Annotated in this window: 33 protein-coding genes; 32 read left to right on the forward strand and 1 reads right to left on the reverse strand. The window is 63.3% G+C overall.

Going from position 1 to position 24213, the window contains the following annotated elements; all coding sequences use genetic code 11:
• Positions 1 to 125 precede the first annotated feature (125 nt).
• The 6 genes from AC59GX_RS02895 to AC59GX_RS02920 all read left to right on the forward strand — a co-directional run bounded on the left by AC59GX_RS02895 (position 126) and on the right by AC59GX_RS02920 (position 6779).
• Positions 126 to 1139 (forward strand): alpha/beta fold hydrolase, encoded by a 1014-nt coding sequence (locus AC59GX_RS02895; RefSeq protein WP_426281051.1) that lies wholly within the window; start codon positions 126 to 128, stop codon positions 1137 to 1139.
• Between the two features lie 410 nt (positions 1140 to 1549).
• Positions 1550 to 1921 carry a 30S ribosomal protein S12 gene (gene rpsL, locus AC59GX_RS02900; RefSeq protein WP_010164594.1) on the forward strand — a complete coding sequence of 124 codons (372 nt, stop codon included), beginning with the start codon at positions 1550 to 1552 and terminating at the stop codon, positions 1919 to 1921.
• Positions 1922 to 2055: 134 nt separating this feature from the next.
• On the forward strand, positions 2056 to 2526 hold the full coding sequence (gene rpsG / locus AC59GX_RS02905) for a 30S ribosomal protein S7 (RefSeq protein ID WP_031393769.1): 471 nt from the start codon (positions 2056 to 2058) through the stop codon (positions 2524 to 2526).
• Between the two features lie 147 nt (positions 2527 to 2673).
• Positions 2674 to 4770 (forward strand): elongation factor G, encoded by a 2097-nt coding sequence (gene fusA / locus AC59GX_RS02910; protein ID WP_120299323.1) that lies wholly within the window; start codon positions 2674 to 2676, stop codon positions 4768 to 4770.
• Positions 4771 to 4984: 214 nt separating this feature from the next.
• Positions 4985 to 6178 (forward strand): elongation factor Tu, encoded by a 1194-nt coding sequence (gene tuf, locus AC59GX_RS02915; RefSeq protein WP_132741515.1) that lies wholly within the window; start codon positions 4985 to 4987, stop codon positions 6176 to 6178.
• A gap of 295 nt (positions 6179 to 6473) precedes the next feature.
• Entirely contained in the window at positions 6474 to 6779 is a 306-nt protein-coding gene (locus tag AC59GX_RS02920) for a hypothetical protein (RefSeq protein WP_497300779.1), read from the forward strand.
• A gap of 120 nt (positions 6780 to 6899) precedes the next feature.
• Here AC59GX_RS02920 and AC59GX_RS02925 read toward each other — a convergent pair whose 3' ends face one another.
• The gene (locus AC59GX_RS02925; protein ID WP_426281049.1) at positions 6900 to 7274 is read right to left on the reverse strand and encodes an endonuclease domain-containing protein; all 375 of its coding nucleotides are present in this window, start codon (positions 7272 to 7274) and stop codon (positions 6900 to 6902) included.
• A gap of 296 nt (positions 7275 to 7570) precedes the next feature.
• Between AC59GX_RS02925 and rpsJ the strand changes: the two genes are divergently transcribed.
• The 26 genes from rpsJ to AC59GX_RS03055 all read left to right on the forward strand — a co-directional run bounded on the left by rpsJ (position 7571) and on the right by AC59GX_RS03055 (position 24208).
• Positions 7571 to 7879, forward strand: coding sequence for a 30S ribosomal protein S10 (rpsJ, locus tag AC59GX_RS02930; RefSeq protein ID WP_007406109.1), 309 nt, complete (start codon positions 7571 to 7573; stop codon positions 7877 to 7879).
• Between the two features lie 288 nt (positions 7880 to 8167).
• Positions 8168 to 8914: a 50S ribosomal protein L3 gene (rplC, locus tag AC59GX_RS02935; RefSeq protein ID WP_056060507.1), complete on the forward strand. Its 747-nt coding sequence runs from the start codon at positions 8168 to 8170 to the stop codon at positions 8912 to 8914.
• A gap of 2 nt (positions 8915 to 8916) precedes the next feature.
• Complete coding sequence (rplD, locus tag AC59GX_RS02940) at positions 8917 to 9543, forward strand: 50S ribosomal protein L4 (RefSeq protein ID WP_056047616.1); 627 nt, start codon at positions 8917 to 8919, stop codon at positions 9541 to 9543.
• The gene (locus AC59GX_RS02945) at positions 9536 to 9850 is read left to right on the forward strand and encodes a 50S ribosomal protein L23 (protein WP_056047618.1); all 315 of its coding nucleotides are present in this window, start codon (positions 9536 to 9538) and stop codon (positions 9848 to 9850) included. Before rplD ends, AC59GX_RS02945 begins: the two co-directional genes overlap by 8 nt.
• Positions 9851 to 9854: 4 nt before the next feature.
• Complete coding sequence (gene rplB, locus AC59GX_RS02950; protein WP_055872649.1) at positions 9855 to 10694, forward strand: 50S ribosomal protein L2; 840 nt, start codon at positions 9855 to 9857, stop codon at positions 10692 to 10694.
• 1 nt (position 10695) lies between these two features.
• Positions 10696 to 10971, forward strand: a complete 276-nt coding sequence (gene rpsS / locus AC59GX_RS02955; protein ID WP_031393761.1) for a 30S ribosomal protein S19 — start codon at positions 10696 to 10698, stop codon at positions 10969 to 10971.
• Entirely contained in the window at positions 10971 to 11348 is a 378-nt protein-coding gene (gene rplV / locus AC59GX_RS02960; protein WP_056047621.1) for a 50S ribosomal protein L22, read from the forward strand. Before rpsS ends, rplV begins: the two co-directional genes overlap by 1 nt.
• Positions 11348 to 12055 carry a 30S ribosomal protein S3 gene (rpsC, locus tag AC59GX_RS02965; protein WP_055872646.1) on the forward strand — a complete coding sequence of 236 codons (708 nt, stop codon included), beginning with the start codon at positions 11348 to 11350 and terminating at the stop codon, positions 12053 to 12055. Before rplV ends, rpsC begins: the two co-directional genes overlap by 1 nt.
• 15 nt (positions 12056 to 12070) lie before the next feature.
• On the forward strand, positions 12071 to 12505 hold the full coding sequence (gene rplP / locus AC59GX_RS02970) for a 50S ribosomal protein L16 (RefSeq protein WP_031393758.1): 435 nt from the start codon (positions 12071 to 12073) through the stop codon (positions 12503 to 12505).
• Between the two features lie 4 nt (positions 12506 to 12509).
• A complete protein-coding gene (rpmC, locus tag AC59GX_RS02975; RefSeq protein ID WP_055872644.1) occupies positions 12510 to 12716 on the forward strand; it encodes a 50S ribosomal protein L29 in 207 nt (68 codons plus the stop codon).
• A 10-nt stretch (positions 12717 to 12726) separates the two neighbouring features.
• Positions 12727 to 12999, forward strand: coding sequence for a 30S ribosomal protein S17 (rpsQ, locus tag AC59GX_RS02980; protein WP_031393756.1), 273 nt, complete (start codon positions 12727 to 12729; stop codon positions 12997 to 12999).
• Between the two features lie 267 nt (positions 13000 to 13266).
• Positions 13267 to 13635, forward strand: coding sequence for a 50S ribosomal protein L14 (rplN, locus tag AC59GX_RS02985; protein ID WP_031393755.1), 369 nt, complete (start codon positions 13267 to 13269; stop codon positions 13633 to 13635).
• A complete protein-coding gene (rplX, locus tag AC59GX_RS02990) occupies positions 13635 to 13952 on the forward strand; it encodes a 50S ribosomal protein L24 (protein ID WP_056047623.1) in 318 nt (105 codons plus the stop codon). The genes rplN and rplX overlap by 1 nt, the downstream gene beginning before the upstream one ends.
• A gap of 49 nt (positions 13953 to 14001) precedes the next feature.
• Complete coding sequence (rplE, locus tag AC59GX_RS02995) at positions 14002 to 14565, forward strand: 50S ribosomal protein L5 (protein WP_082441396.1); 564 nt, start codon at positions 14002 to 14004, stop codon at positions 14563 to 14565.
• A gap of 128 nt (positions 14566 to 14693) precedes the next feature.
• A complete protein-coding gene (rpsN, locus tag AC59GX_RS03000; RefSeq protein ID WP_056015537.1) occupies positions 14694 to 14999 on the forward strand; it encodes a 30S ribosomal protein S14 in 306 nt (101 codons plus the stop codon).
• Positions 15000 to 15009: 10 nt separating this feature from the next.
• Positions 15010 to 15405 carry a 30S ribosomal protein S8 gene (rpsH, locus tag AC59GX_RS03005; protein ID WP_031393751.1) on the forward strand — a complete coding sequence of 132 codons (396 nt, stop codon included), beginning with the start codon at positions 15010 to 15012 and terminating at the stop codon, positions 15403 to 15405.
• Positions 15405 to 15938 (forward strand): 50S ribosomal protein L6, encoded by a 534-nt coding sequence (gene rplF, locus AC59GX_RS03010; RefSeq protein WP_056047628.1) that lies wholly within the window; start codon positions 15405 to 15407, stop codon positions 15936 to 15938. The genes rpsH and rplF overlap by 1 nt, the downstream gene beginning before the upstream one ends.
• Positions 15938 to 16294 (forward strand): 50S ribosomal protein L18, encoded by a 357-nt coding sequence (rplR, locus tag AC59GX_RS03015; protein WP_426281047.1) that lies wholly within the window; start codon positions 15938 to 15940, stop codon positions 16292 to 16294. The genes rplF and rplR overlap by 1 nt, the downstream gene beginning before the upstream one ends.
• Before the next feature lie 3 nt (positions 16295 to 16297).
• Positions 16298 to 17092 carry a 30S ribosomal protein S5 gene (gene rpsE, locus AC59GX_RS03020; RefSeq protein WP_060524133.1) on the forward strand — a complete coding sequence of 265 codons (795 nt, stop codon included), beginning with the start codon at positions 16298 to 16300 and terminating at the stop codon, positions 17090 to 17092.
• A gap of 6 nt (positions 17093 to 17098) precedes the next feature.
• Positions 17099 to 17275 (forward strand): 50S ribosomal protein L30, encoded by a 177-nt coding sequence (gene rpmD, locus AC59GX_RS03025; RefSeq protein WP_055872633.1) that lies wholly within the window; start codon positions 17099 to 17101, stop codon positions 17273 to 17275.
• Positions 17276 to 17395: 120 nt separating this feature from the next.
• The gene (gene rplO / locus AC59GX_RS03030) at positions 17396 to 17938 is read left to right on the forward strand and encodes a 50S ribosomal protein L15 (RefSeq protein ID WP_497300787.1); all 543 of its coding nucleotides are present in this window, start codon (positions 17396 to 17398) and stop codon (positions 17936 to 17938) included.
• A 302-nt stretch (positions 17939 to 18240) separates the two neighbouring features.
• A complete protein-coding gene (secY, locus tag AC59GX_RS03035; RefSeq protein WP_055872627.1) occupies positions 18241 to 19605 on the forward strand; it encodes a preprotein translocase subunit SecY in 1365 nt (454 codons plus the stop codon).
• Between the two features lie 52 nt (positions 19606 to 19657).
• Positions 19658 to 20308 carry an adenylate kinase gene (locus AC59GX_RS03040; protein ID WP_426281045.1) on the forward strand — a complete coding sequence of 217 codons (651 nt, stop codon included), beginning with the start codon at positions 19658 to 19660 and terminating at the stop codon, positions 20306 to 20308.
• A gap of 443 nt (positions 20309 to 20751) precedes the next feature.
• Positions 20752 to 21444: a winged helix-turn-helix domain-containing protein gene (locus tag AC59GX_RS03045; RefSeq protein WP_056050249.1), complete on the forward strand. Its 693-nt coding sequence runs from the start codon at positions 20752 to 20754 to the stop codon at positions 21442 to 21444.
• Positions 21441 to 22787: a sensor histidine kinase gene (locus AC59GX_RS03050; protein WP_426281044.1), complete on the forward strand. Its 1347-nt coding sequence runs from the start codon at positions 21441 to 21443 to the stop codon at positions 22785 to 22787. The genes AC59GX_RS03045 and AC59GX_RS03050 overlap by 4 nt, the downstream gene beginning before the upstream one ends.
• 161 nt (positions 22788 to 22948) lie before the next feature.
• Positions 22949 to 24208, forward strand: a complete 1260-nt coding sequence (locus tag AC59GX_RS03055) for an MFS transporter (protein WP_426281115.1) — start codon at positions 22949 to 22951, stop codon at positions 24206 to 24208.
• Positions 24209 to 24213: the final 5 nt, after the last annotated feature.

The raw sequence follows: 24213 nt of genomic DNA on the forward strand, positions 1-24213 counted from the left end.
GCGTCTCGCGTGCAATTCGTCCTGCAAGCGTCCCCCAACTATCGTCGTAAGGATGATGCGTTGCGCGATGTATGATTTGCCCGTTAACCTTAAAGCCGTCTCGTTGGATGTGGGAAGCGTATACTATGAAGGCGGGATTGATGATGCTGGCGCTGCCGGTCGCGGCGTTGCTCATGGGGGCGGGGCCAGTTCCGCAGGTGCCGGACCTGGGGCCGCAGCTCGAACGCTTCACCTATCCGTGGCCGGTGCAGACGATGGAAGTCGATATCGTCGGCACACCGGCGCAAATGGCGTTCATGGATATCGCACCGCAGCGTCCCAATGGTCGCACGGTCGTCCTGCTCCACGGCAAGAACTTCTGTGGCGCGACCTGGGGCAGCACCGCACGGGCGCTGAGCGAGGTTGGCTACCGGGTGATCGTTCCAGACCAGATCGGCTTCTGCAAATCGTCCAAGCCGCGCGCGGCCCAGTATAGCTTCGAGATGCTGGCGACGTTCACCAAGCGGTTGCTCGAGTCGCGTGGCATCACGCGGGCCACGTTCGTCGGGCACTCGATGGGCGGCATGCTCGCGATGCGATACGCCATTCTCTACCCGGCGTCGGTCGAGAAGCTGGTGCTCGTCAATCCGCTGGGCCTGAAAGATCGCGGCGAGGAGGGCGTGCCCTATACCGACGTCGACACGCTCTGGGCGAACGAGAAGAAGACGAGCTACGCGTCGATCAAGGCGTATCAGCTCGAGAACTATTATCACGGCGTGTGGAAGCCGTCCTATGATCGCTGGGTCTGGATGCAGGCCGGCATGTACCAGGGGGCAGGGCGCGACACCGTGGCGCTCGCGCAGGCCAAGACGAGTGAGATGATCAAGACGCAATCAGTCGCGCACGAGCTGTACCGGATCACGCCGTCGACTACCTTGATCATCGGCACGCTGGACAAGACCGCGTTCGGCCGGGCGCAGGCGCCGGCGAACTTGCGCAAGTTCCTCGAGCCTGTGCCGATGGTCGCGCCGCGGGCGGTGAAGCAGATGCCGAATGCGAACCTAGTGATGCTCGAGGGGCTGGGTCACTCGCCGCAGGTCGAGGATCCTGCGCGATTCGAGAAGACGCTGCTGGCGGTGCTCGGGACGCGATCGCGGTAGAGGAGCTGCGATCCTCCCCCGCTAGGGGGAGGTGGCTGGCTCTTGCCAGACGGAGGGGGAGGGGGCGACAACGCAGGTTTCGTGTTCCTCCCCCTCCGTCACCTTCGGTGTCACCTCCCCCTAGCGGGTGAGGATTAGTAAGGACCGTCGATGGTGTCAGGTCGGCGTTCGTCTCCTCCCAAACTCAATAACCTACCCGCACCCAAACCGATTCCGCCCCGTTGACCCGAGCGACGTCCTGACCTATAGGCGCGGCCTGTTCTTCGGGAGTGTTTCCCGCCGGGCATGCTTGAACATTGCTGGATGCATTCCAGGACCTGAGGGGCGCTCCCGCGTTCCTATGGTCCTTTTTGTATTCTCAGGCGCCTCATGGCTCCAGCAAAGTAACCACTTGAAAGGTGAAGGCTTCAATGCCGACGATCAACCAGCTGGTCCGCAAGGGCCGCGATCCGCAGAAGGCCAAGTCGAAGGTCCCTGCGATGGAAGCAAATCCGCAGAAGCGTGGCGTTTGCACGCGCGTCTACACGACGACCCCGAAGAAGCCGAACTCGGCTCTGCGCAAGGTGGCCAAGGTTCGCCTGACCAACCAGCGCGAAGTCATCAGCTACATTCCGGGCGAGGGCCACAATCTTCAGGAGCATTCGGTTGTCCTGATCCGTGGCGGTCGTGTCCGCGATCTTCCCGGTGTTCGCTATCACGTCCTGCGCGGCGTGCTCGATACACAGGGTGTGAAGGACCGGCGTCAGTCGCGTTCCAAGTACGGCGCCAAGCGTCCGAAGTGATCATGCCGGGGGCATGATCATCCCGGAAAGATCGCTTTAGGCGATCTTATCCGGGATCCACGCCTCGGAAGTTACGAAGCTTAGTAAGCCCCGGACGTGTTCCGGAACCGGCTGAAGTCTACAAGGAAATTGAAATGGCACGTCGTCGTCGTCCCGAAAAGCGGGTCATCCTGCCTGATCCCAAGTTCGGGGATGAGGTTCTGTCGAAGTTCATGAACAGCGTCATGCTGGACGGCAAGAAGTCCGTCGCAGAGCTGATCGTGTACGGTGCATTCGAAACCGTCGAGAGCCGCGCCAAGCGCGATCCGATCGGCGTTTTCCACGATGCGCTGAACAACGTGAAGCCGGGCATCGAAGTCCGTTCGCGCCGCGTCGGTGGTGCAACGTACCAGGTGCCGGTCGAGGTTCGTCCCGAGCGCGCACAGGCGCTGGCGATTCGCTGGCTGATCGGTGCGGCGCGTTCGCGCAGCGAGAACACGATGGCCGCACGGCTGTCGGGTGAGCTGATGGATGCCGCCAACAACCGTGGCAACGCGGTCAAGAAGCGTGAAGATACGCACCGGATGGCGGAAGCCAACCGTGCATTCTCGCACTACCGCTGGTAACAGCGGGCTTCCTGCCGCTGGTAACAGCGGGCTTTGAAGCCTAGCATTGCTATCCGTGTGACGGGCGGTCTTTCGCCTGTCATGCAAACACCTATATATTGGGGAGCCGGCACGTTCGGCTCCCCATATCCTTAAGGAAGCACGATCATGGCCCGCAGCCATCCGCTCGACCGTTACCGCAACATCGGCATCATGGCGCACATCGACGCCGGTAAGACGACGACGACCGAGCGCATCCTCTATTACACCGGCAAGTCCTACAAGATCGGCGAAGTGCACGAAGGCACCGCGACGATGGATTGGATGGAGCAGGAGCAGGAGCGCGGGATCACGATCACGTCGGCTGCGACCACCTGCAAGTGGCGCGCCGAAGAAGGTAAGGGCGAAGAGCACCTTATCAACATCATCGATACGCCCGGCCACGTCGACTTCACGATCGAAGTCGAGCGTTCGCTCCGCGTGCTCGATGGCGCGGTCGCGTGCTTCGACGGCGTTGCCGGCGTCGAGCCGCAGTCCGAGACCGTGTGGCGTCAGGCTGACAAGTACGGCGTGCCGCGCATGTGCTTCGTCAACAAGCTCGACCGCACCGGCGCCGATTTCTACTTCTGCGTGAACTCGATCATCGATCGTCTCGGTGCGCGTCCGGCCGTGCTGTATCTTCCGATCGGCATGGAAGGCGGCTTCAAGGGCCTCGTCGATCTCGTCGAGAACCGTGCGATCATCTGGCTCGAAGAGAGCCTGGGTGCGAAGTTCGAATATGCCGAGATCCCTGCGGACCTGGTCGAGAAGGCTGCGAAGTATCGCAGCGAGCTGATCGAGATGGCCGTCGAGCAGGACGATGCCCTCATGGAGGCGTATCTCGAAGGTAACGAGCCGAGCGTCGCCGACCTCAAGAAGCTGATCCGCAAGGGTACGCTGAGCATGGCGTTCGTCCCCGTCGTTTGCGGTTCGGCGTTCAAGAACAAGGGCGTTCAGCCCCTGCTCGACGCCGTCGTGGACTATCTGCCTTCGCCGCTCGACGTTCCCGCGATCCAGGGTCTGAAGCTCGACGGCGTGACGCCGGATGAGCGTCCTTCGTCGGACGAGGTGCCGTTCTCGGCACTGGCGTTCAAGATCATGAACGATCCGTTCGTCGGCACGCTGACCTTCGCTCGCATCTACTCGGGCAAGCTGGAGACCGCATCGCAGGTCACCAACTCGGTCAAGGACAAGAAGGAAAAGGTCGGTCGCATGCTGTTGATGCATGCGAACAGCCGTGAGGACATCCAGGAGGCTTTCGCTGGCGACATCGTCGCTCTCGCGGGTCTCAAGGATACCACGACCGGTGACACGCTCTGCGCGATGAACGCACCGATCATTCTCGAGCGGATGGAATTCCCCGAGCCCGTGATCGAGCTGTCGGTGGAGCCGAAGACCAAGGCCGACCAGGAGAAGATGGGCGTCGCGCTCAATCGTCTCGCACGCGAGGATCCTTCGTTCCGCGTGTCGTCGGACCCCGAGTCGGGCCAGACCATCATCAAGGGCATGGGCGAGCTCCATCTCGAGATCCTGGTCGATCGCATGAAGCGTGAGTTCAAGGTCGAGGCTAACGTCGGCGCTCCTCAGGTCGCATATCGCGAGTATCTGAAGAAGCCGGTCGACGTCGACTACACGCACAAGAAGCAGTCGGGCGGCACCGGCCAGTTCGGTCGCGTGAAGGTCAAGGTCACGCCGGGCGAGCGCGGTTCCGGCATCACGTTCAAGGACGAGATCAAGGGCGGCAACATTCCGAAGGAATACCTGCCGGCGATCGAGAAGGGCTTCCGCGAAACCGCTGCGTCGGGTTCGCTGGTCGGCTTCCCGATCATCGATTTCGAGATCGTGCTGTATGACGGCGCGTATCACGACGTCGACTCGTCGGCACTGGCGTTCGAAATCTGTGCACGTGGCGCGATGCGCGAAGTCGCACAGAAGTCGGGCATCACGCTACTCGAGCCGGTCATGAAGGTCGAGGTCGTCACTCCGGAGGATTACCTGGGCGACGTCATCGGCGACATGAACAGCCGTCGTGGCCAGATCCAGGGCACCGACAGCCGCGGCAACGCGCAGACGGTCGAGGCGATGGTCCCGCTGGCTAACATGTTCGGCTACGTGAACTCGCTCCGTTCATTCACGCAGGGCCGCGCGCAGTACTCGATGCAGTTCTCGCACTATGACGAAGTGCCGCAGAACGTTGCGGATGAGGTGAAGGCGAAGTTGGCCTAAGCCAGAGGTACACGGAGCCAGGGTAACCTGGCTCCGAGACACCGAAAGGCCGGCCGGCCTCGGGCTTGCCCGAAGACCGACGACACGGAATTCACTTCCGTGTCGGCTCCCTGATCGAGGCAGGGGCTGGCGCAACGCTTTAACAGCCGCTATTGGGCCGCGTTCGCGCGGTTCCCGGGGTGGCACCGGAATACGAATCAGAAGGTAGGAAACAATGGCCAAGGCAAAATTTGAGCGGAACAAGCCGCATCTCAACATCGGCACCATCGGTCACGTCGATCATGGCAAGACGTCGCTCACCGCTGCGATCACGAAGGTTCTGGCAGAGACGACCGGCGGTACCGCCGTCGACTTCGCCAACATCGACAAGGCTCCCGAGGAGCGCGAGCGCGGCATCACGATCTCGACCGCACACGTCGAGTACGAGACGGCCAACCGTCACTATGCGCACGTCGATTGCCCGGGCCACGCCGATTATGTGAAGAACATGATCACCGGCGCAGCCCAGATGGACGGCGCGATCCTCGTCGTTTCGGCGACCGATGGCCCGATGCCACAGACCCGTGAGCACATCCTGCTCGCACGCCAGGTCGGCGTGCCCGCAATGGTCGTGTTCATGAACAAGGTCGATCTGGTCGACGACGAGGAAATCCTCGAGCTGGTCGAGATGGAAATCCGCGAGCTGCTCAGCTCGTACGACTTCCCGGGCGACGATATCCCCGTCATCAAGGGTTCTGCTACCTGCGCGCTGTCGGGTTCGAACCAGAAGCTCGGCGCCGACGCCGTCACTGAGCTGATGCAGGCCGTCGACGAGTACATTCCGCAGCCAGAGCGTCCGCTCGACAAGCCGTTCATGATGCCGATCGAGGACGTGTTCTCGATCTCGGGTCGTGGTACGGTCGTCACCGGCCGCGTTGAGACCGGCATCGTCAAGGTTGGCGAGGAAGTCGAGATCGTCGGCATCCACCCGACCGTCCGCAAGACCACGGTCACGGGCGTCGAGATGTTCCGCAAGCTGCTCGACCAGGGCCAGGCTGGCGATAACGTCGGCGCGCTGATCCGCGGCGTTGCACGTGACGAAGTCGAGCGTGGCCAGGTTCTCTGCAAGCCAGGCACGATCAAGCCGCACACCGACTTCAACTCGGAAGTGTACGTGCTGTCGAAGGAAGAGGGTGGCCGTCACACGCCGTTCTTCGCCAACTACCGCCCGCAGTTCTACTTCCGTACGACGGACGTGACCGGAACCGTCGAGCTGCCTGAGGGCACCGAGATGGTCATGCCAGGCGACAACGTGTCGCTCGGCATCAAGCTGATCGCACCGATCGCCATGGACGTGGGCCAGCGCTTCACGATCCGCGAAGGCGGCCGTACCGTCGGTGCAGGCGTCGTCAGCCAGATCGACAAGTAAGCATCTCCTCCTTCGGGAGGTGATCGAAGAGCCCGGCTTCTCGCGAGAGAGGCCGGGCTTTTTCGTGTTTGGGGGCGGGTGGATTGGGCAGTTAAGCCGTGGGAAATACAAGGCACGCACACCGATACAGCCACAAAGTCACTTAAGCGTGTCGTTGTTGCGATTGGGTAGCGCGAACCGCTAGGTACTGACTGGTGGCATCTGCCCTCGCCCAATTGCAAACACCCGCGTGTAAGTGCAGGCTGTCTCAATGAGGAGCCTAACTCTCGCAGTGCTAGCTGCTCTACGGATCCCAATGCGCGTGGGGTTGACTGAGGCTCGGCCGCTCAAAGCGCATTTTGCCGACGCTGCTTTGCCGCAACCCAAGCAAGCGCTCACGTTGTCCGGTCCAATAGCGACCTTATCGAAGGTGCTGAAGCAACTTACATCTCAGCCTCATTCGTGGAGCGCGGCCCCGGTCGAAAAGTCGGGTAATGTAGCTAGCGTACGTTTGAGTTGGCCAGGTCAGTTCAGCTACAAGGATTTAGGTGGGATTCTCTACCTGGTACAACTGAACAGCTTGACCATTTCCGATACCGAACTGCTTTTGCAGAATTCCTGACGGCAATCTGCCGTGTAATGTCGGTATTTATGGTGGAGTTAGGAAGAGTAGCAGAGAACTCGCGAATCCTCCCCCGCTAGGGGGAGGTGGCGCCGGAGGCGTCGGAGGGGGAGGGGGCGATTAGCTCTCGATGGTGGTTCGGCGTTGAAGTGCGACGGACGTGATCTGGTGGACGACGTCGTCGAGGTTTGCGAGCATTTCTCGGGCTGGGTAGCGGAGGACTTGGATGTTCTGGGCGACTAGCCAGGCGTCGCGGGTTGCGTCTCTTTCGGGGCGGTTGCCGTGGTTGTGGGCTTCGCCGTCTACTTCGATGGCGAGTCGGGCTGGTGCGCAGTAGAAGTCCAGGATGTAGGGACCTGCTGCGTGTTGCTTTCGGAAGCGTAGGCCTTCTTCGTTAGCTCGCAGCGCTAGCCAGAGGGCTATCTCCGGCGGGGTCATTTGTTTTCGCAGGCGGTTGGCGTTGGTGTGACCTTGTAGGGATCCTTCGAGCCGCATCGCTTGCCTCCCCCTCCGTCACGCTTTGCGTGCCACCTCCCCCTGGCGGGGGAGGATCAAGTAATGGGCGATCTTAGGGCAAGAGCGTCGACATCTTCAATCCTCCCCCGCAGGGGGGGGGCGCCGAAGGTGACGGAGGGGGAGGGCGGGGCGCGCTTCGATATTGCCCGCTTCCTGGAAAATTCGTCTCCTCCAGTTGCGTTTTCGGCGACTCTCCCGTAATGGCCCGCCTTCGGTTTAAACATCAACCAGCAAGAGCCCGGAAACGGGCCCGCTCTTTCGCATCGGTAGGGACTATGGACAGCAATATCCGCATTCGTCTGAAGGCGTTCGATCACCGTGTGCTCGATCAGGCCACTGGCGACATCGCCGACACCGCACGCCGCACCGGCGCGCTCATCCGCGGTCCGATTCCCCTTCCGACGCGCATCGAAAAGTTCACCGTGAACCGCGGCCCGCACATCGACAAGAAGTCGCGCGAGCAGTTCGAGGTGCGTACGTACAAGCGTATGCTGGATATCGTCCAGCCGACGCCGCAGACGGTCGATGCGCTCATGAAGCTGGACCTCGCAGCAGGGGTGGACGTAGAGATCAAGCTGGCCTAAGGGCTGGCGCGGCGCGGTCGACCAGCAATGGTCCCGCGCCGTTCGACATTGGGATACCGCCGTCGGTGAAAACCGACGGGGCAGCGTCCCCCGTCACGCTTCCGCATTTGCAGGAGCACCAGCCCGGGACGGGGGCACGTTTCGTATTTACCGGGTTGAACCGACTCCATTCAGGGCTTTTGCCGGGGATGGGGTCAGGTGGACGCATCATGGAGCTCGCTCCGGACATGGTCCGCAAGCCCCCGAGGAATAGTCCGACGGGGCCTCTGTCTAGGAAGGGACAAGATCATGCGTACTGGCGTGATCGCGAAGAAGATGGGGATGACCCGCCTGTTCCAGGAAGATGGTCGGCACGTGCCGGTCACCGTTCTGGCACTCGAAGGCAATCAGGTCGTTTCCGTTCGCGAAATGGATCGTGACGGCTACACTGCCGTCCAGCTTGGTGCAGGTGTCGCCAAGTCGAAGAATGTTGCAAAGCCGCAGCGCGGCCATTTCGGCAAGGCCGAAGTGGAGCCCAAGGCTGTCGTCCATGAGTTCCGTGTGAACGCAGACGGCTTGCTCGACGTCGGCGCCGAGATCTCGGCTGACCACTACGTCGCAGGCCAGATCGTCGATATCCAGGGCAAGACCCAGGGTAAGGGCTTCCAGGGCGGCATGAAGCGTTGGGGCTTCGGCGGTCTGCGGGCAACCCACGGCGTGTCGGTCTCGCACCGTTCGCTCGGTTCGACCGGTCAGCGCCAGGATCCGGGCAAGGTCTTCAAGAACAAGAAGATGGCCGGCCACATGGGCGACAAGTATCGCACCCAGCAGAACCTTGAGATCGTATCGACGGACGTCGAGCGTGGTCTCCTGTTCGTCAAGGGTTCGGTTCCTGGCTCCAAGGGCGGCTGGCTCTTCGTCAAGGACTCGGTCAAGGTCGCGCGCCACGCCGACGCACCGTTCCCCGCCGGTCTCAAGACCGCAAACAGCAACACCGCAGCAGACACGCCGGCCGAAACGACCGACGCACCTGCAGCCGACGGCCAGGAGGGCTGAGCGTGAAGATCAAGGTTTCATCTTTCGCCGGCACTGACGCAGCGGACATCGAACTCAACGACGAGGTCTTCGGCCTCGATCCGCGCGCCGACATCCTGCACCGTGTCGTCACCTGGCAGCTCGAGAAGCGTCGCGAGACGGCTCGTGGCACCCGTGAGCGCGCAGACGTCGCTCGCACCGGCAAGAAGTTCGGTCGCCAGAAGGGCGGCGGTACGGCTCGTCACGGCGATCGTCGCGCACCTGTGTTCATCGGTGGTGGTAAGGCACACGGCGCTCGCGTCCGTGACTTCAACCCGTCGCTGAACAAGAAGGTTCGCTCGCTCGGCCTGCGGATGGCTCTCAGCAGCCACGCCAAGGCGGGTTCGCTGGTCATCATGGACAGCCTGGCTGTCGAGGGTGGCAAGACCAAGACGCTGCAGGGCGATCTCGCAAAGCTCGGCTTCGGCAAGCGTGCGCTCGTCATCGACGGCGACATGGTCGACACCAGCTTCGCATTCGCTGCGGGCAACCTGTACGAAGTGAACGTGATGCCGGCTGCCGGCGCGAACGTTTACGACATCCTGAAGCATGACACGCTGGTGCTGACGCGCGCCGCTGTCGAAAAGCTGGAGGCGCGCTTCCATGGCTAAGAAGCAGAAGGCGGGCATCGATAATCGTCATTACGACGTTATCCTGGCCCCGCACATCACCGAGAAGACGACGACCCTGTCGGAGTTCAACGCGGTTGTGTTCAAGGTATCGAACGATGCCACGAAGCCCGAGATCAAGGCGGCCGTTGAGGCGCTGTTCGACGTGAACGTCGTCGGCGTGAACACGCTCGTCCAGAAGGGCAAGACCAAGAAGTGGAAGGGCACGAACTACTCGCGCTCCGACATGAAAAAGGCAATCGTGACGTTGAAGGACGGTCAGTCCATCGACGTGACGACGGGGATCTGAGGCCATGGCACTCAAGCATTATAATCCGACATCGCCGGCACGCCGCGGTCTCATCCTGGTCGACAAGTCGTCGCTCTGGAAGGGCCGCCCCGTCAAGGCGCTGACCGAAGGTAAGCACAAGACCGGCGGTCGTAACAACAAGGGCCATGTGACCTCGCGCGGCATCGCCGGCGGTCACAAGCAGAAGTACCGCTATATCGACTTCAAGCGTCGCAAGTGGGACGTCGAAGGCACCGTCGAGCGGATCGAGTATGATCCCAACCGCACCGCGTTCATCGCCCTGGTCAAGTACCCGGACGAGGAGCTGGCCTACATCCTGGCGCCACAGCGTCTGGCCGTCGGCGACAAGGTCCTCGCGGCCAAGAAGACCGACGTGAAGCCAGGCAATGCCATGGAACTCGGTCAGATGCCGGTCGGCACCATCGTCCACAACGTGGAGATGAAGCCGATGAAGGGTGGCCAGATCGCCCGTTCGGCCGGCACGTACGTGCAGGTCGTCGGTCGCGACAAGGGCATGGTGATGGTCCGCCTCAACTCGGGCGAGCAGCGCTACATCCGTAGCGATTGCATGGCGACGGTTGGCGCGGTCTCGAACCCCGACAACCAGAACCAGAACCTGGGCAAGGCAGGCCGTTCGCGCTGGATGGGTATCCGTCCTCTGACGCGCGGCGTCGCCAAGAACCCGGTCGACCATCCGCACGGCGGTGGTGAAGGCCGGACCTCGGGTGGCCGTCATCCGGTTACGCCTTGGGGCAAGCCGACGAAGGGTGCGCGCACGCGTCATAACAAGTCGACCGACAAGATGATCATCCGGTCGCGTCATTCGACGAAGAGGAAGGGCTAACATGGCTCGTTCAGTCTGGAAGGGCCCCTTCGTGGACCTTCATCTGCTCAAGAAGGCAGAAACCGCCCAGGACACCAACGCGCGTTCGCCGATCAAGACCTGGTCGCGTCGCTCGACGATCCTGCCGTCGTTCGTGGGTCTCACGTTCAACGTCTATAACGGCCGCAAGTTCGTGCCCGTCTCGGTCAACGAAGACATGGTCGGCATGAAGCTCGGTGAGTTCGCGCCCACGCGCTACTTCCCCGGCCACTCCGCCGACAAGAAGGGCAAGCGCTGATGTCTAAGCAAGTCAGCCCGCGCAAGGTCGCGGACAACGAGGCGCTTTCGGTCGGTACGCAGATCCGTGGTTCCGCGCAGAAGCTCGGCCTCGTGGCTGCGCTGATCCGTGGCAAGAAGGTCGGCGATGCGATGAACATTCTCGCCTTCTCGACCAAGGGCATGGCGATCGAAGCGCGCAAGGTGCTGGCCTCGGCCATCGCCAACGCCGAGAACAACCATAACCTCGACGTCGACGCACTCGTCGTCGCCGAGGCTTCGGTTGGCAAGTCGATCACGATGAAGCGTTTCGCTACTCGCGGCCGCGGCAAGTCGACCCGCATCCTCAAGCCATTCAGCCGTCTGCGCATCGTCGTGCGCGAGCAGGAAGAAGCATAATGGGTCAGAAGAGCAACCCCATCGGTCTGCGTCTGCAGATCAACCGTACCTGGGATAGCCGCTGGTACGCCGAAGGCGCCGACTATGGTCGGCTCCTGCTCGAGGATCTCAAGATCCGCGCATTCATCATGAAGACGCTGCCGCAGGCCGCGATCTCCAAGGTGGTCATCGAGCGTCCGGCCAAGCTGGCCCGCATCTCCATCTTCGCTGCACGCCCCGGCGTGATCATCGGCAAGAAGGGTGCGGACATCGAGAAGCTGCGTTCGACCATCGGCAAGATGACGTCGTCGACCGTGTCGCTGAACATCGTCGAGATCCGCAAGCCGGAAGTCGATGCGCGTCTCGTCGCGCAGGGCATCGCCGATCAGCTCGAGCGTCGTATTGCCTTCCGTCGCGCCATGAAGCGTGCGGTCCAGTCGGCGATGCGTCTCGGTGCCGAGGGCATCCGGGTGAACTGCGGTGGCCGTCTTGGCGGCGCCGAGATCGCACGGTCGGAGAGCTATCGTGAGGGTCGGGTTCCGTTGCACACGCTGCGCGCGAACATCGATTATGCCGAGGCTACGGCGCATACGTCCTACGGCGTTTGCGGCGTGAAGGTCTGGGTCTTCAAGGGCGAGATTCTCGGCAACGATCCGACGTCGTACGACCGCATCATGATGGAGGCTCAAACCTCCGGCGTGCGGCCGCAGCGCGACGATCGTCGCTAAGGGGCAGGAACAGACATGCTGCAACCAAAAAAGACCAAGTTCCGGAAGGCCTTCAAGGGCAAGATTTCGGGCGACGCCAAGAGTGGCTTCTCGCTCAATTTCGGCTCCTACGGCCTCAAGGCGATGGAACCCGACCGGATCACCGCACGCCAGATCGAGGCGGCTCGCCGCGCGATCACGCGTCACATGAAGCGCCAGGGGCGTTTGTGGATCCGTATCTTCCCAGACCTTCCGGTCTCGGGAAAGCCAGCCGAAGTCCGCATGGGTAAGGGCAAGGGCGCGCCGGAATACTGGGCCGCTCGCGTCAAGCCGGGTCGGATCCTGTTCGAGCTCGACGGCGTCGACGGCAAGATCGCCGCCGAGGCGTTCGAGCGGGCGGCCATGAAGCTGCCGATCAAGGTAAAGGTCGTTGCCCGCCTGGGTGACACCTCGCATCTGGGAGGCGAGTAAGATCATGGCTCGTATCGACGACATGAAGACCAAGAGCGACGACCAGCTGTCGGAGTCGCTCGGCGAACTGAAGCGCGAGCAGTTCAACCTGCGCTTCCAGGCCGCCACGAACCAGCTCGAAAAGCCGAGCCGCGTTCGTGAGGTCCGCCGCGACATCGCTCGCATCAAGACCCTGCAGGCTCAGCGCACCAGCGCTGAAGCCGCGAAGTAAGGAACACATCATGCCGAAGCGCGTGCTGACCGGTCTGGTCGTGTCCGACAAGGGCGACAAGACGGTGGTCGTGAACGTCGAGCGTAAGGTGAAGCACCCGCTCTACGGGAAGATCATCCGTCGCTCGAAGAAGTATCATGCTCATGACGAGAGCAACGAGTTCAAGCAGGGCGAGACCGTGCGGATCGAAGAGACCGCACCGATCTCCAAGCTGAAGACCTGGAAGGTGATCGAGCGGGTCAACACCCACGCGACGCCGGAGCGGGCTTCGGCCGAGGGCTGAACTGGTACGCTACAAACCCCGTCATCCCAGCGAAAGCTTGGATCTCGTGGTGAGGGGCGATCGGCTCGAACAGGGATACCCCAGCTTTCGCTGGGGTGACGGGTTTGAGTTAAGAGGGCAGGGGGGAAACCTCCTGCGCTCTTGTTTTCGTAAACGGGAACGGCTAAGCGGCCGCTCCTCCCCGCTGCGGTTCGTCCGTGGCGGGGTGATTTTTTAGGCGGGGTTCGGTCGGTATCGACCCCAGAGACAGAGAAGGGATACGGATCCATGATCCAGATGCAGTCCAATCTCGACGTCGCTGACAACAGCGGCGCGAAGCGGGTGCAGTGCATCAAGGTGCTTGGGGGTTCCAAGCGTCGTGTTGCAGGCGTTGGCGACATCATCGTCGTCAGCATCAAGGAAGCGCAGCCACGTGGCCGTGTGAAGAAGGGCGACGTTCACCGCGCGGTGATCGTGCGTACCGCCAAGGATATCCGCCGTGCAGACGGTACGGTCATCCGCTTCGACGGCAACGCCGCGGTGCTGGTCAACAAGAACGAGGAGCCGATCGGCACCCGTATCTTCGGCCCAGTCGTTCGCGAGCTGCGCGGCAAGAAGCACATGAAGATCATCAGCCTTGCGCCGGAGGTGCTGTAATGGCGTCGCAGCGTATCAAGAAGGGTGACAAGGTCATCGTCCTGTCCGGCAAGGACAAGGGCAAGACCGGTGAAGTCACCGTCTCCATGCCGAAGACCGACAAGGTCGTCGTATCGGGCGTCAACATCGCCGTGCGCCACACCAAGCCGACTCAGGGTGACCCGCAGGGTGGCCTGATCCGCAAGGAAGCACCGATGCACGTTTCGAAGGTCGCGCACGTGACCGCCGACGGCAAACCGACCCGCGTCCGCTTCGAGGAGCAGGACGGCAAGAAGGTCCGCGTCGCCGTCAAGACCGGGGAGAAGATCAATGGTTGATCAGAACACTGGCGAGCAGAACGGCGCAGAGGCCGTCTACGTCGCACGCATGCGCAAGCTGTATGACGAGACGATCATCAAGGCGATGACCGAGAAGTTCGGTTACAAGAACGTCATGGAGATCCCGCGGCTCGACAAGATCGTGCTGAACATGGGCGTTGGCGAAGCCACGCAGGACAAGAAGAAGGTCGACCAGGCTGCTTCCGAAATGGAGCTGATCGCCGGCCAGAAGCCTGTCGTGACGAAGGCAAAGAAGTCGATCGCGCAGTTCAAGCTGCGTGAAGGCATGCCGATCGGCGTGAAGGTCACCCTTCGCCGCGAGCGCATGTACGAGTTCCTCGACCGTTTCATCACGATCGCTCTTCCCCGCGTCCGCGATTTTCGCGGTCTCAACCCGAAGAGCTTCGATGGCCGCGGCAATTATGCCTGCGGTATCAAGGAGCAGATCGTGTTCCCAGAAATCAGCTATGACCGGGTCGACAAGGTCCGCGGCATGGATGTGATCGTGACGACGACCGCAAAGACCGACGACGAGGCTCGCGAGCTTCTCCGTCTGTTCGGGTTCCCGTTCCCGATCGAAGACGACGCTGCCGACGAGAAGAAGGCAGCTTAATCTAAGTCCCCCTCCCGCGTGCGGGAGGGGTCAGGGGAGGGGCCTCGCGCCTAACAGGCGTTGGTCCTTCCCTCCCCCAACCCCTCCCGCAAGCGGGAAGGGAGCTAGCAAAGAAAGAACTTAAGTCGATGGCGAAACTGAGTTCAGTCAACAAGAACGAGCGCCGCAAGCGCATGGTCAAGCAGTATGCCCCGAAGTACGCGGCACTGAAGGCAATCGCAGCGGACAAGACGCTCGACGACGGAGAGCGTCTGATCGCTCGCCTCAAGATGGCGGCACTGCCGCGCAACGCGAACCCGACCCGCATCCGTAACCGGTGCGAGCTGACCGGTCGCCCGCGCGCTTATTACCGCAAGTTCCGGCTCTGCCGTATTCAGCTGCGCGATCTGGCCAACAAGGGCCTCATCCCCGGCGTCACGAAGTCGAGCTGGTAAGGACTAAATCATGGCAGTGACCGATCCCCTGGGTGATTTGCTCACCCGTATCCGTAATGGCCAGCGCGCGAAGAAGGACTCCGTCCTCACGCCGGCGTCGAAGCTGCGCGTCCGCGTGCTCGACGTTCTGCAGCGCGAAGGCTACATCCGTGGCTATAGCGAAGAGCAGATGGGCCCCGCGGCCGGCCTTCGCATCGAGCTGAAGTATTTCGAGGGCCAGCCTGCGATCAAGCATGTCGCACGCGTCTCGAAGCCCGGCCGTCGCGTCTATTCCGGCTCGCAGGAACTCCCGCGCGTTCGTAACGGCCTCGGCATCACCATCGTCTCGACGCCCCGCGGCGTGCTGTCGGATTCCGAAGCACGTGAGCAGAACGTCGGCGGCGAAGTCCTCGCGGAGGTGTTCTGATGAGCCGCATTGGTAAGAAGCCGGTCACCGTACCGGCAGGCATCACGCCGACCATCGAGAACAAGCAGCTGACGATGAAGGGCCCCAAGGGTACCCTCAAGATGCCGCTTCGCGACGAGATCAGCTACACGATCGAAGACGGCGGCATTTCGGTGCAGCCGGCCAACGACACCAAGCGCGCGCGCGCGTTCTGGGGCATGCAGCGGACCATGGTGCAGAACCTGGTCACCGGCGTGTCGGAAGGCTTCACCAAGAAGCTGCTGATCACCGGCGTTGGCTATCGTGCCGCAGCGCAGGGTCGCAACCTCAAGCTGCAGCTCGGCTACAGCCACGACGTCAACATCGACGTGCCGGAGGGGATCGAAGTCAAGACCCCCGACAACACGACGATCGAGATCTCGGGTTCGGACAAGCAGATGGTCGGTCAGCTGGCCGCGGAAATTCGTCAGTGGCGCAAGCCCGAGCCTTACAAGGGCAAGGGTATCAAGTACGACGGCGAGTTCATCTTCCGCAAGGAAGGGAAGAAGAAGTAATGACCAAGGGACTTTCTCTTTTCGCCAAGCGGCGTCGCCGCAACCGTACCGCGCTCCGCGCACGTGCAGGCACCCGTCCGCGGTTGTCGGTGCATCGCTCGGGCAAGCACATCTATGCCCAGGTGATCGACGATTCCGCTGGCACGACGGTCGCGTCGGCCTCGACGCTGGAGAAGGACGTGCGCGGCACGTCCGGCGCCAACATCGACGCGGCGACTTCGGTCGGCAAGCGCGTCGCCGAGGCTGCCAAGGCAGCGGGCGTGACCCAGGTCGTGTTCGATCGCGGCGGTTTCCTCTACCACGGTCGCGTGAAGGCTCTTGCCGATGCCGCGCGCGAAGCCGGATTGGAGTTCTAAGACATGGCTGACGAAAACAACACGCCGGCAGTAATCGCTCCCGAGACGACCGCACAGGACGTCACGGCTCAGAATGTCCCGCAGAGCACTGGCTACCAGGGCAACAACGGTGGCGGTCGCGGTCGCGGCGGTCCCGGTGGCGGCGGCGGCGGTGGTCGTGGTGGCCCCGGCGGCAACCGCAGCGGAGGCCCAGGCGGCAACCGCGGTGGTCGCGACGGCGGTCGCGGTCGCGACAATCGTGGCGGTCGTCCCGGTGCGGACGATGGCGGCGAAGAGCTGATCGAGAAGCTGGTGCACATCAACCGCGTCTCGAAGACGGTCAAGGGCGGTAAGCGCTTCGGCTTCGCAGCGCTGGTCGTCGTCGGCGACGGCAAGGGTCGTGCAGGCTTCGGTCATGGCAAGGCACGCGAAGTGCCGGAAGCCATCTCGAAGGCCACGGCTGCTGCCAAGAAGAAGATGGTTCGCGTTCCGTTGAAGGACGGTCGCACGCTGCATCATGACGGCAACGGTCACTTCGGTGCCGGCAAGGTCACGCTGCGGTCGGCGCCTCAGGGTACGGGCATCATCGCCGGTGGCCCGATGCGCGCAGTCTTCGAATCGCTGGGCGTTGCGGACGTTGTGACCAAGTCGGTCGGCACGTCGAACCCCTACAACATGATCCGCGCCACGTTCGAGGCCCTTGGCGAGCAGACCTCGCCCAAGGCCGTCGCACAGCGTCGCGGCAAGAAGATCGCCGACCTGCTCGGCCATGGTGGTTCGAAGACCGCCGAGGCCGATGCAGCTGCGATCACGGAGTAAGCGATCATGGCAACCATCAAGATCACGCAGACCGGTTCGCCGATCCGCCGCGAGAAGGATCAGCGCGCAACGCTGATCGGTCTCGGTCTCAACAAGATGCACAAGACCCGCGAGCTGGAAGACAGCCCAGAGGTCCGCGGCATGATCCGCAAGGTGCAGCACATGGTGTCGGTCGAAGGCTGAGCCTTCACGCTACCTAGTGACAAATACCGGGAAGGGGGCTAACGGCCCCCTTCCTTATTTCCAGATTCGAACCCGGCGATTTCAAACCAGCGCGTAACAAGCGAAAGCGAGTGCATTACCATGAAGCTCAACGAACTCCGCGATAACGAAGGTGCCCGTAAGTCCAAGATGCGCGTCGGACGCGGCATCGGCTCGGGCAAGGGCAAGACCGCAGGCCGCGGCCAGAAGGGCCAGAAGAGCCGTGAGGGCGTGTCCATCGCCGGCTTCGAAGGCGGCCAGATGCCACTGCACATGCGTCTGCCTAAGCGCGGCTTCAACAACATCTTCCGCAAGGACTTCGCAGAGGTCAACCTCGGCGCGATCCAGCTCGCGGTCGACGCCGGCAAGATCGAGGCTAACGCCACGCTCGACCACGACGCGCTGAAGGCCGCTGGCCTGGCACGCGGCGGCAAGGACGGCGTCCGCCTCCTCGCCAAGGGCGAGCTGACCACGGTTCTCTCGTTCACCGTCGACGGTGCGTCGAAGGGCGCGATCGAAGCGGTCGAGAAGATCGGCGGCAAGGTCGAGGTGATCCACTTCATCCCCGCAGCCGAGAAGGCTGCCGCCAAGAAGGGCGTGAAGTACAAGGAGCGTGCGGCGCACAAGGCGTCGTTCAAGGCTTAAGCCGGACAAAGGGGGCGGGTGCGAAAGCGCTGGCCCCCTTTTTATTTGCCTGACTTGGCGCCTTCCCGTCGCCCACTTCTGATCCGCCGCCGCTGAGCGATTTTCCTTCCTCCGTTCGCCCTGAGCGAAGTCGAAGGGTACGTCACTCGGGGCAATGTCCTTCGACTTCGCTCAGGACGAACGGTATCGGGGGCGAACGGAAGTAGCCTTAGCCATTAGACAAGCGCGCCCGTGCGCCTATATGAGCGGCGGGGGCGGTCACAACGCATCCCGCCTTCTTTGTTTCCAGGACGATCACACGCATGGCATCCGCAGCCGACCAGATGGCGCAAAGCATCAGCCTTTCGAAATTCGCGAAGGCGACCGACCTCAAGAAGCGGTTGTGGTTCACGATCGGTGCGCTGATCATTTTCCGCCTGCTTAGCTATGTCCCGCTGCCGGGTGTCGACCCGACCGCGCTCGGCCTGCTGTCGCAGCAGACGCAGGGCGGCGTGCTCGATTTCTTCAACACCTTCTCGGGTGGCTCGCTCAGCCGCATGTCGCTGATCGCGCTCGGCGTGATGCCCTACATCACCGCCTCGATCGTGGTGCAGCTCGCGACCTCGCTGTCGCCGACGCTCGCCGCTATCAAGAAGGACGGTGAGTCGGGTCGCAAGCGTCTCAACCAGTACACGCGCTACGGCACCGTCGGCCTGACCGCGGTGCAGGGCTATTTCATCGCCGTCGGCCTTGAGACGCTCGGTGCCGCGCAGGGCATCCAGGCGGTCATCGAGCCCGGCATGATGTTCCGCGTCGCCGCGGTCATCTCGCTGATCGGCGGTACGATGTTCCTGATGTGGCTCGGCGAGCAGATCACCAGCCGCGGCATCGGCAATGGCGTCTCGTTGATCATCATGGCCGGCATCGTCGCGCATCTCCCCGTCACGCTCGTCAACCTGCTCGAAGGCGGCCGCTCGGGCTCGCTCGATCCGATCAAGCTGATCGGCATCGTCGTCGCGGTGGTCGTGCTGATCCTCTTCATCTGCTTCATGGAGCGCGCGCAGCGCCGCATCCTGATCCAGTATCCCAAGCGCCAGACGCAGCGCGGCATGCAGGCCGATCGCAGCCATCTGCCGCTGAAGATCAACACCGCCGGCGTGATCCCGCCGATCTTCGCCTCGTCGCTGCTGCTGATGCCGCTGACGATCTCGCAGTTCGCCGGCCAGCGTGTCGCGGGTGAGTCGAAGTGGGGTGACTTCATCATCACGCTCAACCAGTACCTGCAGCACGGCTCGCCCGTGTACATGCTGCTGTACGGCGCCGGGATCATCTTCTTCTCGTTCTTCTACACTGCGGTCGTCTTCAACCCCGAGGAAACCGCCGACAACCTGAAGCGCAATGGCGGGTTCATCCCCGGCATCCGCCCAGGCAAGAACACCGAGAATTACTTCGATTACGTGCTGACGCGCATCACCGTGATCGGTGCGGCGTATCTGACGATCATCTGTCTGTTGCCCGAATATCTGGTGACCGCGTTGCAGATCCCGTTCTACCTCGGTGGCACCAGCCTGCTGATCGTCGTCAACGTGACGATGGACACGGTGACGCAGATCCAGTCGCACCTGCTGGCGCACCAATATGGCGACCTGATCAAGAAGGCGAAGCTCAAGGGCAATCGACTTCGTTAAGTTGCGGGGCTAACCCGGTTTAATTCCTGCACGAACGAGGGGAGTGCGTTTCGTGAATATCATCCTTCTTGGACCGCCCGGCGCGGGCAAGGGCACCCAGGCCGCCACGCTCGTCAGCGAGCGCGGCATGATGCAGCTTTCGACCGGCGACATGCTGCGTGCAGCCGTCGCCGCCGGAACGCCGGTCGGCCTTCAAGCTAAGTCGGTTATGGAATCGGGCGGTCTCGTGTCTGACGAGATCGTGTCGGGCATCATCGGCGAGCGTCTCGACCAGCCGGACACGGCGAACGGCGTCATATTCGACGGTTATCCGCGCACCGCGGCACAGGCGGAAGCGCTCGACGGCCTGCTCGCAGACCGCGGTCGCACGCTCGACTACGTCATCGAGTTGGGCGTCGACGAAGCCGCGCTGATCGACCGCGTCGTCGGCCGCTACACCTGCGCCAAGTGCGGCACTGGCTATCACGATCGCTACAAGAAGCCGGTCGTGGCCGGGGTCTGCGAGGTCTGCGGCTCGACCGAGTTCAAGCGCCGTCCCGACGACAATGCGGAAACTGTCCATAACCGCATGGCCGAATATCGTGCGAAGACGGCGCCGATCCTACCGATCTACGACGCACGGGGCCTGGTCCACCGGGTCGACGGCATGGCCGACATTGCACATGTCGGCGCGGCGATCGCTGCGATTCTAGACGCTAAGTAAGGGCGCCGCCCGGGGGGACATGGCGCCGGGAGCTGCGGATCGCGCATGTATCGGTCGCACCCTCATCCGTCATCCCGGCGAACGCCGGGACCCACGGATACGGCGGACCATATGATGGCGCGTGACCACTACCCACTCCGCAACCATGGGTCCCGGCGTTCGCCGGGATGACGGGGAGGAGCATCGTGTGTCCGCGTCATCAAGTGCTTTATACAACAATATCAACATGACGAAATTGTCACCCCTCGGTCATCGCCCTGACCCCCGCCCGATCCTAGAACGAACACGTGGCCAGCAACGGTCGCATGAGTTTCCAGAGATCGGTGCCCGTCACTCCCGGGGGTACCGTGGGGGCCGGCGGGAAGGGTTCTTTCCGCCGGCCTTTCCGTTTATAAGGGCAGGAGATGGTGACCGAAATCGGTGGCAGGGAAGGTGATACCGCGTTGAGCCGCAAGATCCTGATCGTCGAGGACGACGCCTCGACATCCGCCTATCTTGCCAAGGGCTTGGCTGAGGCCGGCCATGCAATCGAAGCCTGTGCAGACGGCCGTGACGGCCTGTTCCTCGCCAGCGAGGGCATCTTCGACCTCATCATCGCGGACCGCATGCTGCCGGGCCTGGATGGCCTGTCGATGGTCAGCGCGATTCGCGCCGCAGGCATTGCCACGCCCGTCCTGATCCTGTCGGCACTCGCCGCCGTCGACGACCGCGTCGATGGGCTCAAGGCCGGCGCCGACGACTATCTGTGCAAGCCTTTCTCATTCGCTGAGTTGTCCGCACGGATCGAGGCCATGCTGCGCCGCTCCGACCGTGCCGCGACCGAGCCGCAGAAGACCAAGCTCTCCGTCGGCGACCTTGAGATCGACCTGCTCGCCCGCGCGGTCTCGCGCGCCGGCCGCTCGATCCCGCTTGGCGCCCGCGAGTTCAACCTGCTTGAGTTCCTCGCCCGCCACGCCGGCCAGGTGGTGACGCGCACTATGATGCTCGAGAAGATCTGGAACTATCACTTCGACCCGGGCTCGAACGTGGTCGACGTCCATATCGGCCGTCTCCGCCGCAAGCTCGAGGAAGGGTTCCCGACGCCGATCCTCCACACGGTCCGCGGCGCAGGCTACCGGCTCGCCGTAGAAGGGTGATTCGCCTCTCGGTAACAGCGCGAATTGCGCTGCTCTCGATCGCGCTGGCGCTGGTCTCCAACCTCGCGCTGGTCGGCTTCGTCTGGAAGACCACCAGCGCGGACGCGATCGACGCGATCCGGCGCGAGACCACCGAACAATCCGAAGCCCTGCGCGCGGTCTGGCGTAACGGTGGCCTCCCCGCGATCCGTCAGGCGATCGACAGCGCAGTCGTCCCCGGCGACGTTTCGCTCGTCCTCGCGGTGGTCGACCCGAAGGGCAGGGCAGTCGTCGGCATTGCGCCCGAGCGCCTCGCGGTCCCGCTCCGCATCACGCAGTTTCGCATTGCACGACTCGGTGCAGACGAACTCTGGTCCGCGCGCGAGACGGGGTACGCGCTCCACCCGCTCGGCAGCTATTGGCTCCTGACAGGCCGCAATCTCGACCTGATCGCCGCGGAGGAACGCGCGATCGAACGTGCGCTCGCGGTCGCCGTGTTCCTGTCGCTAGCACTTGGCGTGGTCGGCGGGCTGGTCCTCACGCGATACGTCAGCCGCAGGCTCGACGGCATCGCCAAGGCTATCGAGGCGGCGGGCGAAGGTGACCTGTCTCGCCGCGTCGACATGATCGCGGGTGGCGGCGATGCGTTCGATCGTCTTGCCGCCCGCCTCAACGTCATGCTGGGCAAGCTCGAAGGCGTGATGGCCGAACTGCGGATCGTCACCGACAGCCTCGCGCACGACCTCCGCTCCCCGCTTGCGCGGCTGCGGACCAAGACCGAGCAGGCGGTGCTGATCGCCGATCCCGACGCTCGGGAGGCGGCGCTGGGCGGCCTCCTGGTCGAAACCGACCTGGTGATGCGGATGCTGACGATGGTGATCGAGATCAGCCGCTCGGGCTCGGTCTCGCGCGACCGCTTCATCGAGGTCGCGCCCGCGAACCTGCTCGAAGAGATCGGCGAACTCTACGCGCCCGTCGCGGAGGATGCCGGCCTGGTATTCACGATCGCGATCGACGACCGCCCGCCGCCGATGAAGCTGCACCGCGAACTCATCAGCCAGGCGATCACCAACTTGATCGACAACGCGCTCCGTCACGGCGCCGGCGGTGGCGAAGTCACGCTGCGGATCGTCCACCGCACCGACGGCGTCGCGATCCAGGTCGAGGACCGCGGCCCCGGCATCGCCGCCTCCGACCGTGCCCAGGCGCTGAAGCGCTTCGGCCGCCTCGACAGCGCCCGCTCGACCCCCGGTGCGGGGCTCGGTATGGCGCTGATCGAGGCCGTCGCACGCCTGCACGATGGCCACTTCGAACTCGCCGACAACGCGCCCGGTCTCGTCGCCCGCATAGTCCTCCCACTCTGATCCTCCCCCGCAAGGGGGAGGTGGCCGGCGCTTGCCAGACGGAGGGGGAGGTCGGTTGCGTGTCCTCCCCCTCCGTCGCTACGCGCCACCTCCCCCTGGCGGGGAAGGATCGAAAGCCGCAACCGGTTGACCTCAACAGCGACCGCGGCGAGACCGTGTTCATGACGACGCTCGCCTCCCATCGCCGCATCCTCGCCGCCAGCCTCGTCGGCACCGCGGTCGAGTTCTACGATTTCTACATCTACGCGACCGCCGCGGCACTGGTGTTCGGGCCGCTGTTCTTTTCGGGCCAGTCCGCGTCGGCGCAGTTGCTGCTGAGCTATGCCACCTTCGGATTGGCCTTCGTTGCACGCCCGGTCGGGGCGATCGTGTTCGGGCATTTCGGCGATCGGATCGGGCGTAAGTCCACCCTCGTTGCGTCGCTATTGTTGATGGGCGGATCGACCGTCGGGATCGCCTTCCTCCCCACCTATGCACAAGTCGGCTGGATCGCTCCGGCGCTGCTGTGCCTGATGCGCCTCGGGCAGGGGCTCGGGCTTGGCGGCGAATGGGGCGGGGCGGCGCTGCTGGCGGTCGAGAACGCGCCGCCGCACCGCAAGAACACCTGGGGCATGTTCCCGCCGCTCGGTGCCCCGGTGGGCTTCCTTGCCGCGAACGGGCTGTTCCTGATCATCGGTCTCGTGCTCGACGAGGCGCAGTTCATCGCCTGGGGCTGGCGGATCCCGTTCCTGCTCAGCGCGATCCTCGTCGGGCTCGGCCTGTGGGTGCGGCTCAAGCTGACCGAGACGCCCGCGTTCCTCGAAGCGGAAGCGACCGAAGCGCTCCCCAAGGTGCCGATCGCGACGCTTCTCACGCAGCATCTCCGCGCGACGCTGGCGGGCACGTTCGGGGTCATCGCATGCTTCGCCCTGTTCTATCTCGCGACCGCGTTCGCGCTTGGTTACGGCACCAAGACGCTCGGCTATTCGCGCGAGGCGTTCCTCGGCGTCGAACTCGTCGCGATCTGGTTCCTGGCAGGCGGCGTGATCGTCGCGAGCGTGCTCGCGGATCGGTATTCGGCAGCGCGCATGCTCGCGATCGGGTTTGCCGGGTGCATCGGCGTCGGCGCGCTGATGGGGCCGATGCTTGGGTCGGGATCGCTGTTCACCGTATGGCTGTGGCTGTCGGGCGCGCTGTTCGTGATGGGGTTCGCCTACGGCCCGCTCGGCGGTTGGTTGCCGAGCCTGTTCCCGGCGGGGGTGCGCTACACCGGCGTGTCGATGACGTTCAATCTTGGCGGCGTGCTTGGCGGTGCGCTGGCGCCGATCGTCGCGGAGGCGCTGGCGCCACATGGGCTGTGGCTGGTCGGAGGGTATCTGATGGCGGCCGGGGTGCTGAGCCTTGGCGGGCTGCTGATCCTCGGCCGCACGACCGAAAAGTAGAATGC

The sequence above is a fragment of the Sphingomonas sp. 320_CC genome, from assembly GCF_059691795.1.

Bases quoted from the DNA above. Each gene is read 5' to 3' on its own strand.
- rpsE (WP_060524133.1), top strand. From the start codon at position 16,298: ATGGCTGACGAAAACAACACGCCGGCAGTAATCGCTCCCGAGACGACC.
- rpmD (WP_055872633.1), top strand. From the start codon at position 17,099: ATGGCAACCATCAAGATCACGCAGACCGGTTCGCCGATCCGCCGCGAG.
- AC59GX_RS02895 (WP_426281051.1), top strand. From the start codon at position 126: ATGAAGGCGGGATTGATGATGCTGGCGCTGCCGGTCGCGGCGTTGCTC.
- AC59GX_RS02945 (WP_056047618.1), top strand. From the start codon at position 9,536: ATGGCTAAGAAGCAGAAGGCGGGCATCGATAATCGTCATTACGACGTT.
- rpsG (WP_031393769.1), top strand. From the start codon at position 2,056: ATGGCACGTCGTCGTCGTCCCGAAAAGCGGGTCATCCTGCCTGATCCC.
- rpsN (WP_056015537.1), top strand. From the start codon at position 14,694: ATGGCGAAACTGAGTTCAGTCAACAAGAACGAGCGCCGCAAGCGCATG.
- rplB (WP_055872649.1), top strand. From the start codon at position 9,855: ATGGCACTCAAGCATTATAATCCGACATCGCCGGCACGCCGCGGTCTC.
- rplR (WP_426281047.1), top strand. From the start codon at position 15,938: ATGACCAAGGGACTTTCTCTTTTCGCCAAGCGGCGTCGCCGCAACCGT.
- tuf (WP_132741515.1), top strand. From the start codon at position 4,985: ATGGCCAAGGCAAAATTTGAGCGGAACAAGCCGCATCTCAACATCGGC.
- rplE (WP_082441396.1), top strand. From the start codon at position 14,002: ATGCGCAAGCTGTATGACGAGACGATCATCAAGGCGATGACCGAGAAG.
- rpmC (WP_055872644.1), top strand. From the start codon at position 12,510: ATGGCTCGTATCGACGACATGAAGACCAAGAGCGACGACCAGCTGTCG.
- fusA (WP_120299323.1), top strand. From the start codon at position 2,674: ATGGCCCGCAGCCATCCGCTCGACCGTTACCGCAACATCGGCATCATG.
- secY (WP_055872627.1), top strand. From the start codon at position 18,241: ATGGCATCCGCAGCCGACCAGATGGCGCAAAGCATCAGCCTTTCGAAA.
- rpsQ (WP_031393756.1), top strand. From the start codon at position 12,727: ATGCCGAAGCGCGTGCTGACCGGTCTGGTCGTGTCCGACAAGGGCGAC.
- rpsS (WP_031393761.1), top strand. From the start codon at position 10,696: ATGGCTCGTTCAGTCTGGAAGGGCCCCTTCGTGGACCTTCATCTGCTC.
- rpsC (WP_055872646.1), top strand. From the start codon at position 11,348: ATGGGTCAGAAGAGCAACCCCATCGGTCTGCGTCTGCAGATCAACCGT.
- rplO (WP_497300787.1), top strand. From the start codon at position 17,396: ATGAAGCTCAACGAACTCCGCGATAACGAAGGTGCCCGTAAGTCCAAG.
- rplC (WP_056060507.1), top strand. From the start codon at position 8,168: ATGCGTACTGGCGTGATCGCGAAGAAGATGGGGATGACCCGCCTGTTC.
- rpsJ (WP_007406109.1), top strand. From the start codon at position 7,571: ATGGACAGCAATATCCGCATTCGTCTGAAGGCGTTCGATCACCGTGTG.
- rpsH (WP_031393751.1), top strand. From the start codon at position 15,010: ATGGCAGTGACCGATCCCCTGGGTGATTTGCTCACCCGTATCCGTAAT.
- rplX (WP_056047623.1), top strand. From the start codon at position 13,635: ATGGCGTCGCAGCGTATCAAGAAGGGTGACAAGGTCATCGTCCTGTCC.
- rplP (WP_031393758.1), top strand. From the start codon at position 12,071: ATGCTGCAACCAAAAAAGACCAAGTTCCGGAAGGCCTTCAAGGGCAAG.
- rplN (WP_031393755.1), top strand. From the start codon at position 13,267: ATGATCCAGATGCAGTCCAATCTCGACGTCGCTGACAACAGCGGCGCG.
- AC59GX_RS02925 (WP_426281049.1), bottom strand. From the start codon at position 7,274: ATGCGGCTCGAAGGATCCCTACAAGGTCACACCAACGCCAACCGCCTG.
- rplF (WP_056047628.1), top strand. From the start codon at position 15,405: ATGAGCCGCATTGGTAAGAAGCCGGTCACCGTACCGGCAGGCATCACG.
- rpsL (WP_010164594.1), top strand. From the start codon at position 1,550: ATGCCGACGATCAACCAGCTGGTCCGCAAGGGCCGCGATCCGCAGAAG.
- rplV (WP_056047621.1), top strand. From the start codon at position 10,971: ATGTCTAAGCAAGTCAGCCCGCGCAAGGTCGCGGACAACGAGGCGCTT.
- AC59GX_RS02920 (WP_497300779.1), top strand. From the start codon at position 6,474: ATGCGCGTGGGGTTGACTGAGGCTCGGCCGCTCAAAGCGCATTTTGCC.
- AC59GX_RS03055 (WP_426281115.1), top strand. From the start codon at position 22,949: ATGACGACGCTCGCCTCCCATCGCCGCATCCTCGCCGCCAGCCTCGTC.